This is a genomic window from Thermofilum sp., assembly GCF_038871435.1.
Lineage (GTDB): Archaea > Thermoproteota > Thermoprotei > Thermofilales > Thermofilaceae > Thermofilum > Thermofilum adornatum.
Window position 1 is genome coordinate 167,851 of the sequence record NZ_JAVZIC010000004.1, and the last position, 7,357, is coordinate 175,207.

Genomic DNA, 7,357 nt, shown 5'->3' on the forward strand with positions numbered 1-7,357 from the left:
AATGTTTGGGATTTTTCTATAATCTTTTCTAGCCTCTACCACTGGGCTCCACTTTAATGTGAAGCAGGTATATTGACGTTTACAAGCGAGGAGATCACTGTCTCGTAGGCCCTTACAAGTAGCTTTTCATAGGCGTCGTAGTCTGGGAGAATAGTCCCAGTGCCCGGCACCCTTACGCGGAGGTGGGGGCTCGACTTTGGATGTTTTGCTAACACAAAACATACCTTTGACCCCTTCCCGGACACGCCTGCCTGCTGGGCTGCAACAACGTGCATGGCCTTGACCTTGTACTTTTCCCTTCTAAGAGTCTTCTCTATCAAGAGCTCCTCCACCGGGACCAGCCCGCTACGTAGCCTCTCGACCTCCCTCTTCAGAAGCTCCTCGGCCGCTGACAAGGCCCCGTCTACGCCGGACTTCTCGAGCGTGCTGAAGACTGTCTCCACGAGCCTTGCCTGGAAGCTCCTGACGAATGGCGGGTAGTCGCTCCTAGCCGCCTCGACGCCCTTAAACACGTATTCGCCCTCAGCCGTGACGCCGAAGTACCTCTTTACGGGTGACGCACGCGTGGTCTTCGCCTCTGGGAAAGCTATAAACCTGAACAGCTTGTCGACCTTTATCGGCATACCGTACTTCTCGGCTATCTCTCCTGCAAGCTCCTCGTAGTCGCTCCGCGAGGCGCCGTCCCTATAGACAAAGACGCTGTCCGTGTCGCCGTAGATGACCGTGTAGCCCTTCTCCCTCAGGAGCCCGTAGACCCCCAGCATGACTCTCCTGGCGAGCCTGTTTATCCACTCGAACGTCAACGGGTTCCCGAGCCTGTTATAATTGTTACCACTGTACCCATAGCTAGAGACCAGTATCATCTTGAGCTCCTTCTGCCTCTGGTCTGCAAACCTCTTTGCGTCTCCAGAGAGCTCCCGGGCCATATGCTTAAACCTGAGCCTACGCTCAAGCAACGGCTCAACAACGTCCACGAGTATCCCCCTAGGCTCCCTGGCGACCCCGCCGAGCGAGACAGTCTCATAGCTGATATTGTACCTAACAATCAAGTTGGGAAACATAGACTCAAAGTCTAGCTCCGCGACGTTCCCATATATCCCCGTTACCGGCTGGTATATGAGCCCTCCCCTGTCGCCCCTGTGGAGCTCAAGCATTGTCCTCACGTGGACGTTCCTATGCCTAGCCCTGGGCACAGCGTAGCCCCTCCTAAGCAACAGGTAGACCTGCCTAGCGTCAATCAGCCTGCCATAGCTTGTCATACCCGCCAGGGTCGGAGACAGCCCCGTAGCCCTACACCTCTCCTCGAGGCCAGCGAGCCCTATGCCGTCCAGCAGACCCCTCTCGACGAATATCCTCCCCTCGAGGACGCCGTCTCCCCTCCCAAGCCTAAACCAGCCGTGGCGCCTCCTAACCCCAATAGCTAGCTTGCGAAGCTCCTTCACAGGCATATTCACAGCTACAACGTCGGGGTCAAGCTCCTTGAGCACGGCGTCGAGGCCTTCAAGGATCCTAGACTCAGACCCCTCAAAGACTTTTTCGCCCCCGTTACTCCTAATGACAGCCTTAGAGAGAAAGCCCCCGCGCACGTGTAGGTCGAGACTCACCGTCACGAGTGGGAGCGGCTCGACCCTGTCCTCGCCCTCCACGAAGAGCCAGCCGCTACGCCTATACGACCTGAGAGCCACGATTCCCACTTCAGCGAATAGCTTCTGGACGACGTTCACGTCTGAGTCGTAGCTAGTAAAACCGGCGCCCTCTACGACCTTCAGAGCCTTTTGCAGGAGCCTGCGGGACCCGTGGGAGACCCTTAGAAATGCCCCAGTCTTCCCGCCTACAAGCCTCCTCTCAACCTCCTCGACACTGAAGCCCTGATCCCACAGGGAGGCGAGGAAGCCAAGAGCGCTACTCTCTACCAGGAAGTAGTCCTCGAAGCCCCTGCGGAGAGCCTCTACGCCGCCGTCAAGCCCCCTGAGCCACAGCCTGGCCTCTCCACGCGAGACAGAGGCGTCAACCACTACTGATTCGCTCGACCTCATCCTCTAGGTCCCTCAGCCTGCGCTCTAGCTCCCTGAGCCTCCATTCGAGGTCAAGCACAGAAACGAGGAGGAGCGAGCCGAGGAGGTACGGGTTAGGATAGTTTGTCACGGCGCCCAGCTCCTCGCCCCAGGCCTTCTTGACGTAGATGTATGCCTCCCTCCTCTCCCTCCTCAAGAGCTCGACAAACTCGGCCTCGAGCTCGTTGAGCAACTGCAGGTACTTCTCCCTGACGCTCGGGGTAGCCCTGCCCACTAGAACCACCCCTCCACGTCCCTCAGTCCCCAGCCAGTCCTCTCAGCGTAGACAACCATGGGGGTAGCCAGAGGGCCCTTCTCGACAGTTATCCTAGTATACCTCTTTCCAACGTCCTCGAGCCTAGCTATAACGCTGGAAACATGCCTAGCATACACGGGGACCTCTGGAAGAGGCCTCCTAGAAAACCTAGACCTCCCCGCAAATAGCACGACTACCGCGCCCCTCTCCAGCAGCCTCTGGAGCCTCCCCAGAAACATCACGAGCCTGTCGTAGCTCTTCGGGCTAAACAGCTCGGATAAATGGGTAACAGCTATGAGCCCCACGCCCCTCTTCAGTGCCTCTTCCACAATCAAGTCAACAGAGCCCACCTGTCCAACGCCGTAGACATTGGCTACGTGTATCCTCGAGAGCCCCTCCTCCGGATCCACGCCCCGCCACATCAGGGCCTCCGACAAAGCGTACGTGTCTATAGACCTCCCCTCATGGTAGTCCCTCATGTTGACGACGAGCGGCGGCAAGCCCCCGGAGAGGGCTGAGGCAAGAAGGGTGTAGAGCATCTTTCCCCTAGAATCCTCGTCACCATAAAACGTGGCCACAGAGCCGGGCACAAGCCCGCCCACAAGCCTGTCTAGTCCCGAGAGGCCCGTGGACAGCCTGGGAAGCTCTAGGAGGCTCCTCGCATTCATCAACATGGATACCACAGGCAGTTGTGCGAGAAAACCCCTTATAAACACTGGAGACACTCCTGCATAGGGGGGATAACGCCGAAAGTAAAACATTTAAACACACGCCACGGCGCGTAGCCCAGCAAAAAGACGTTAAAAAAGAGATGCGGGTCATATATGAAAAGAGATAAAGCATTCTCACGTATCAGTGTCCAATTATTTCTTTGATTCACAGAATGAATATAAGTGTTTGTGGGTGTTTGTTTGCCGTGTTTAGTGAGCTGGGTGTGGCAAGGAACAGGCTTAGGCTTGCTTGGATGCTTAGGGAGAGGGGTGTCTATGTCAGGCTTCATGCCTACGAGTATCTGCTTGGCTACAGGGGCAGGATTCTTGGGGTCTTGTTGCTTGAGCCTTCGAGGGGCTCTGCTTCTCTCTTTCTGCGTGGGGAGGGAGAGGATGCTGAGAGGCTTGCCGAGATTGTTGGGGATGTTTTGGGTAGGCTGGACCCGGGTCTGAGGCTCAGTGTTGTGCGGGTGGGGTCGGGCTAGGCTTGTAGCCTTAGTTGTATTGGGCCCGTTATCTCGTTGTTTTTTGCTGTATACTTGTGGGCTGTGAGGTTGTCTAGCACGGTGCAGTTGAGTAGGTTTGTGGGGGTGTAGTAGTCGATTAGGGTCGAGGAGGCGTAGATGTGGAGGTTTTGGGCTGTGCAGTGGTAGAGCTTGGCGTAGTCTTTTTTCTGGGAGGGGTACTTGGTCGACACGATTAGTGTCGTTTCTTGTGGTGCTAGGAGGGCTAGGGCTATGTTGGCCATTTTTGCCGTGGATTGTAGTTTCGCTAAGTGTGACTGGTCTATTTCATTTAGTGTCTTGCTTGCGAGCCAAAGGTTTGCAAGGTAGGTGTCGTTGAATTCTTGGAGTAGCCTTGGGTTGCCGAGTAGTTGGCTTATTTCTTGCATGAAAGGGTCTAGGGTGAATTCTCCGTTGTGTATCATGTATAGCTCGTAGCCCAGCCTAGTGGTAGCCATGACCGGGTGTGTAGAGTGAATGTTTAGGGGTGTGCCTGGGCTCTTTTTCCTCGCGTGGAACATGAGGATTTTGCGTCCAGGCTTTATTCCTCGCAGGACTTCCTCTTCCTCGTAGATGGGCCTGATGCTCCTATAGCGGACTGTTTTTCCAACGTTTCCTTCGAGGCTTATTTCTAGGTATCCCCACCCGTCTCCGTGAGAATCATTGTCGTTGTATGGGTCTCTACGAGCAGAGTCAACAAGCGCCCTTGTGAGGAGTTTTAGTGTTTCTCCTTGTATTTCTCCTACGAGGACAAGTATCCTGCACACATGTAAATAGGCGCACCGAGGTTAAAAAATTTTTAATGTTGCGGTGAAGGCGCCGGCGTTAAACTGATATCCATGTCTGCCCAAATAAAAGTATGCGTCTATGGGCTTTACTGATACTCTTGGCTCTGCTTTGCATTGCTAATGTCCCAGGAATAGCTCAGCCTTCACTGAAGATCGTTGCCTATGACGGCTCCCAGCTTAGGGGCGCACAGATACGTGTCTCGACACTGGACGGCAGAGTATTTGAGTTTACGCTTGACCCCAGAAACCCGTTTGTTGTGCGGGACGTCGTCAAGGGCGTGCTGTTTGTCGAGGTGGTTTCCTGGAAGAGTGTGCCCATAGGCTATAGGCAAAACATGACCGTATACAGCAACCAGACCCTTGTGGTCCCAAGCATTGGGAAGCTGACCCTGAAGGTTTCAGGCTCCCGTGGCCAAGCCCTAGAGGGGGTCTCTATCAAAATTACTTATGGTGGTCAGACTATCGAAGAGGGCTCCACGGACGCGGGGGGCGTGTATACAACTCTCCTCCCAGCGGCGTCTTACGGGATTATTGTGGACTATGGTGGAAGGAGGGTAGAGAAGACCATTGCTGTGGAGCCTTCCCGCGAAAACGTTGTCAACGTTCAGCTAGACGTTTTCTTGAGCATAGGCGGCATGGATTTGTCTGTGACAGAGTTCCTCGGGCTAGCACTGCTTGTCATCGTGATAGTCATTGCTTTGATCGTTGTGGCTGTCGAGTACTCAAACTGGAGAGCGAAGAGGGCGAGAAGGGTCCTAGCCACGCCAGAGTAGAACAAAATTTGCCTGGTGCGCGGATTCTATGAATAAGAGCAGAGAAGACCTTGCTAGTGAGGACAACCTATCAGAAGTCACAAAAATTGTGAGCAACCTAGGCACCAGGATAAGGTACCAGGTCTATTACCTTGAGAAGTGCGGCTCGACCCAGGACGTCGCTAGGGAGCTGGCAGAGAAAGGTGCCCCAGAGGGCGTAGTTGTCGTTGCTGAGGAGCAGGAGAATGGCAGGGGTAGGCTTGGCAGACGCTGGTTCTCCGGCAGGGGCGGCCTATGGTTCACGGTGGTTCTAAGGCCAAAACCCGATGCTCTGGGCCTGCTTAGTCTAGGCGTTGGGGTCGCAGTGGGACGCGTGTTGAGGGGGCTTGGGCTTAGCGCCGGCCTAAAGTGGCCAAACGATGTGCTAGTCGATGGCAGGAAGGCTGGCGGCATACTTGTAGAGGGCTTTACTGTCCCAGGGGACGGCATAGTGGCGCTTGTTGGTGTGGGGCTTAATGTGAACAACGAGCTTCCACCTGGTCTTGCCGAGGTTTCTGTTGCCCTCCGAGAAGTTGTTGGCGCGAGGCTTTCGAGGCTCCAGCTTTTCCTGAAACTGTTAAGGGAGATTGACAATGTATATCTGCAGCTCATAGAGGGCCGAGGCGAGGTGATTCTTGAAGAATGGAGGAGGCTCTCTGTGACGCTTGGCAAGACAGTGAAGATAATTACTGCCGATGGTGAATACATCGGCGTGGCTGTCGACGTTGGTCCCTTGGGCGAGCTGTACATCGATACAGGCGACGGGGTTAGGGCTTTCTATGCTGGGGACGTTGTGCACGTTAGGTAGCTTCCCCTCTGATAATAAGTGAAGTTTTTAAGGCTTGTTGGAAAAAATGTTTGTGGATGATGATCCTTTGGCGGACTCCGATTCTCTGTGAAGAAAAGGGTTTCACCTGACCCCTCTGGTTATGGGCAAAAATATATGTAGATTGTGGTTGTTCTTTTACTTATGTCTAGCTCGGATGGTCTCGTGATTATTGAGCCTGTAAGCGAATATACTAGGCAGATACTTAAGCTGAAAAAGATATACGCTGTCGAAAAGACCCCCTACCAGGAGATCGTATTCGCGGAGCTGGAGGGCTTCGGCAAGGCTCTACTCATAGACGAATTTGTCCAGAGCACCGAGAAGGACGAGTTTATCTACCACGAGTTGCTCGTGCATCCGGCCATGGCCCTACACCCGGAGCCCAAAAGGGTCCTGATTATAGGTGGTGGCGAGGGGGCCTCGCTTAGAGAAGTCTTGAAGCATGGAACAGTAGAGGAGGCGGTCATGGTTGACATTGACGAGAAGGTCGTGGAATTCTCTAAAAGGTTCCTAGAGGTCATGCACCGTGGAAGCTTCTTTGACCCAAGGGCAAGGGTCGTCATAATGGACGGACTGGAATACATTAGGAAGACTGGCGACGGCAGTTTCGACGTGGTGATAATGGACCTGACAGACCCCTATGCCGGCCCCACAGCCTTGCCGCTTTACAGCTATGAGGCATTCAGGGAGATAAAAAGGATACTCAAGCCAGATGGTGTAGTGGCGACGCAGGCAGGCTCGAGCTATTTCTACCCAAAAGAGTACAGACAGGTAAAGGAAAACATAGAGAAAAACTTTAGGCACGTAGCCGAGTACTGGGCGTGGATGCCTAGCTTCGCTACAAACGTCAACTTCATTGTGGCCTCCGAGAAACACGACCTCTACAAGCTTGATCCCCAAACCTTCGACGAACGATTGAAAAAGAGAAAGGTATCCACGAGGTATATTGACGGCAAACGTCTTCACGCCCACTTAAACCTCGGAGTCCTCTACGGCTAGTGGATCATTTCAGACCCCTTGTAGGCGTAGTAGAAACCTATTGGCTTGATTTATATATCTGAGTTCATCTTTGGTGCTGTGGAGCGAAACAAGCCCTTCAAGCCTCTGGAAAGGCTCAAAAGGAAAACCGGTGTCGAGAACCTATGGCTATATGTTTTGGCCGAGCTTGCTAGGGGAGAAGATTATCCCTACTCGCTTATCAAGAGGATAAGGGAAGACTTTGGGGTTGACGCTGGGAAAGTTATCTTCTACGTTGTGACACAGAAGCTCGAGGAAGAGGGCTTGATAAGGAGCCACTACGTAGAGAGGAGAAAGTACTTCGCGATAACTGAACAGGGCAGAGAGGTGCTAAGACAGGGGATTAGCTATTTGAAGGAGCTTTCCGAGAGACTCCACATTGTCTCTGGTATATGATTTTGCCTTTAGCAAA

The 7,357-nt window shown here is 53.6% G+C and carries 9 protein-coding genes; 5 read left to right on the forward strand and 4 right to left on the reverse strand.

Going from position 1 to position 7,357, the window contains the following annotated elements; all coding sequences use genetic code 11:
• Positions 1 to 53: 53 nt before the first annotated feature.
• From QXT17_RS06600 to QXT17_RS06610, 3 genes are read right to left on the reverse strand one after another with little or no spacing between them, the layout of a single operon-like run.
• A complete protein-coding gene (locus QXT17_RS06600) occupies positions 54 to 2,036 on the reverse strand; it encodes a DNA polymerase domain-containing protein (protein WP_148681911.1) in 1,983 nt (660 codons plus the stop codon).
• Positions 2,008 to 2,289 (reverse strand): hypothetical protein, encoded by a 282-nt coding sequence (locus QXT17_RS06605; RefSeq protein WP_020961709.1) that lies wholly within the window; start codon positions 2,287 to 2,289, stop codon positions 2,008 to 2,010. Before QXT17_RS06605 ends, QXT17_RS06600 begins: the two co-directional genes overlap by 29 nt.
• On the reverse strand, positions 2,289 to 3,071 hold the full coding sequence (locus tag QXT17_RS06610) for a hypothetical protein (RefSeq protein WP_148681912.1): 783 nt from the start codon (positions 3,069 to 3,071) through the stop codon (positions 2,289 to 2,291). Before QXT17_RS06610 ends, QXT17_RS06605 begins: the two co-directional genes overlap by 1 nt.
• Positions 3,072 to 3,226: 155 nt before the next feature.
• Between QXT17_RS06610 and QXT17_RS06615 the strand changes: the two genes are divergently transcribed.
• Positions 3,227 to 3,505, forward strand: a complete 279-nt coding sequence (locus QXT17_RS06615; protein WP_020961711.1) for a hypothetical protein — start codon at positions 3,227 to 3,229, stop codon at positions 3,503 to 3,505.
• On the opposite strand, the gene QXT17_RS06620 is transcribed toward QXT17_RS06615, so the two are convergent.
• Positions 3,502 to 4,290 carry a class II glutamine amidotransferase gene (locus tag QXT17_RS06620; protein WP_020961712.1) on the reverse strand — a complete coding sequence of 263 codons (789 nt, stop codon included), beginning with the start codon at positions 4,288 to 4,290 and terminating at the stop codon, positions 3,502 to 3,504. The genes QXT17_RS06615 and QXT17_RS06620 overlap by 4 nt on opposite strands.
• A 92-nt stretch (positions 4,291 to 4,382) precedes the next feature.
• On the opposite strand from QXT17_RS06620, the gene QXT17_RS06625 reads away from it, so the two are divergent.
• The 4 genes from QXT17_RS06625 to QXT17_RS06640 all read left to right on the forward strand — a co-directional run bounded on the left by QXT17_RS06625 (position 4,383) and on the right by QXT17_RS06640 (position 7,341).
• The gene (locus QXT17_RS06625) at positions 4,383 to 5,084 is read left to right on the forward strand and encodes a carboxypeptidase-like regulatory domain-containing protein (RefSeq protein WP_342814468.1); all 702 of its coding nucleotides are present in this window, start codon (positions 4,383 to 4,385) and stop codon (positions 5,082 to 5,084) included.
• A gap of 28 nt (positions 5,085 to 5,112) precedes the next feature.
• Positions 5,113 to 5,910 (forward strand): biotin--[acetyl-CoA-carboxylase] ligase, encoded by a 798-nt coding sequence (locus tag QXT17_RS06630; protein ID WP_342814469.1) that lies wholly within the window; start codon positions 5,113 to 5,115, stop codon positions 5,908 to 5,910.
• Between the two features lie 162 nt (positions 5,911 to 6,072).
• Positions 6,073 to 6,927 (forward strand): polyamine aminopropyltransferase, encoded by an 855-nt coding sequence (speE, locus tag QXT17_RS06635; RefSeq protein WP_342793644.1) that lies wholly within the window; start codon positions 6,073 to 6,075, stop codon positions 6,925 to 6,927.
• A gap of 78 nt (positions 6,928 to 7,005) precedes the next feature.
• Positions 7,006 to 7,341 (forward strand): PadR family transcriptional regulator, encoded by a 336-nt coding sequence (locus QXT17_RS06640; protein ID WP_342793645.1) that lies wholly within the window; start codon positions 7,006 to 7,008, stop codon positions 7,339 to 7,341.
• Positions 7,342 to 7,357: the final 16 nt, after the last annotated feature.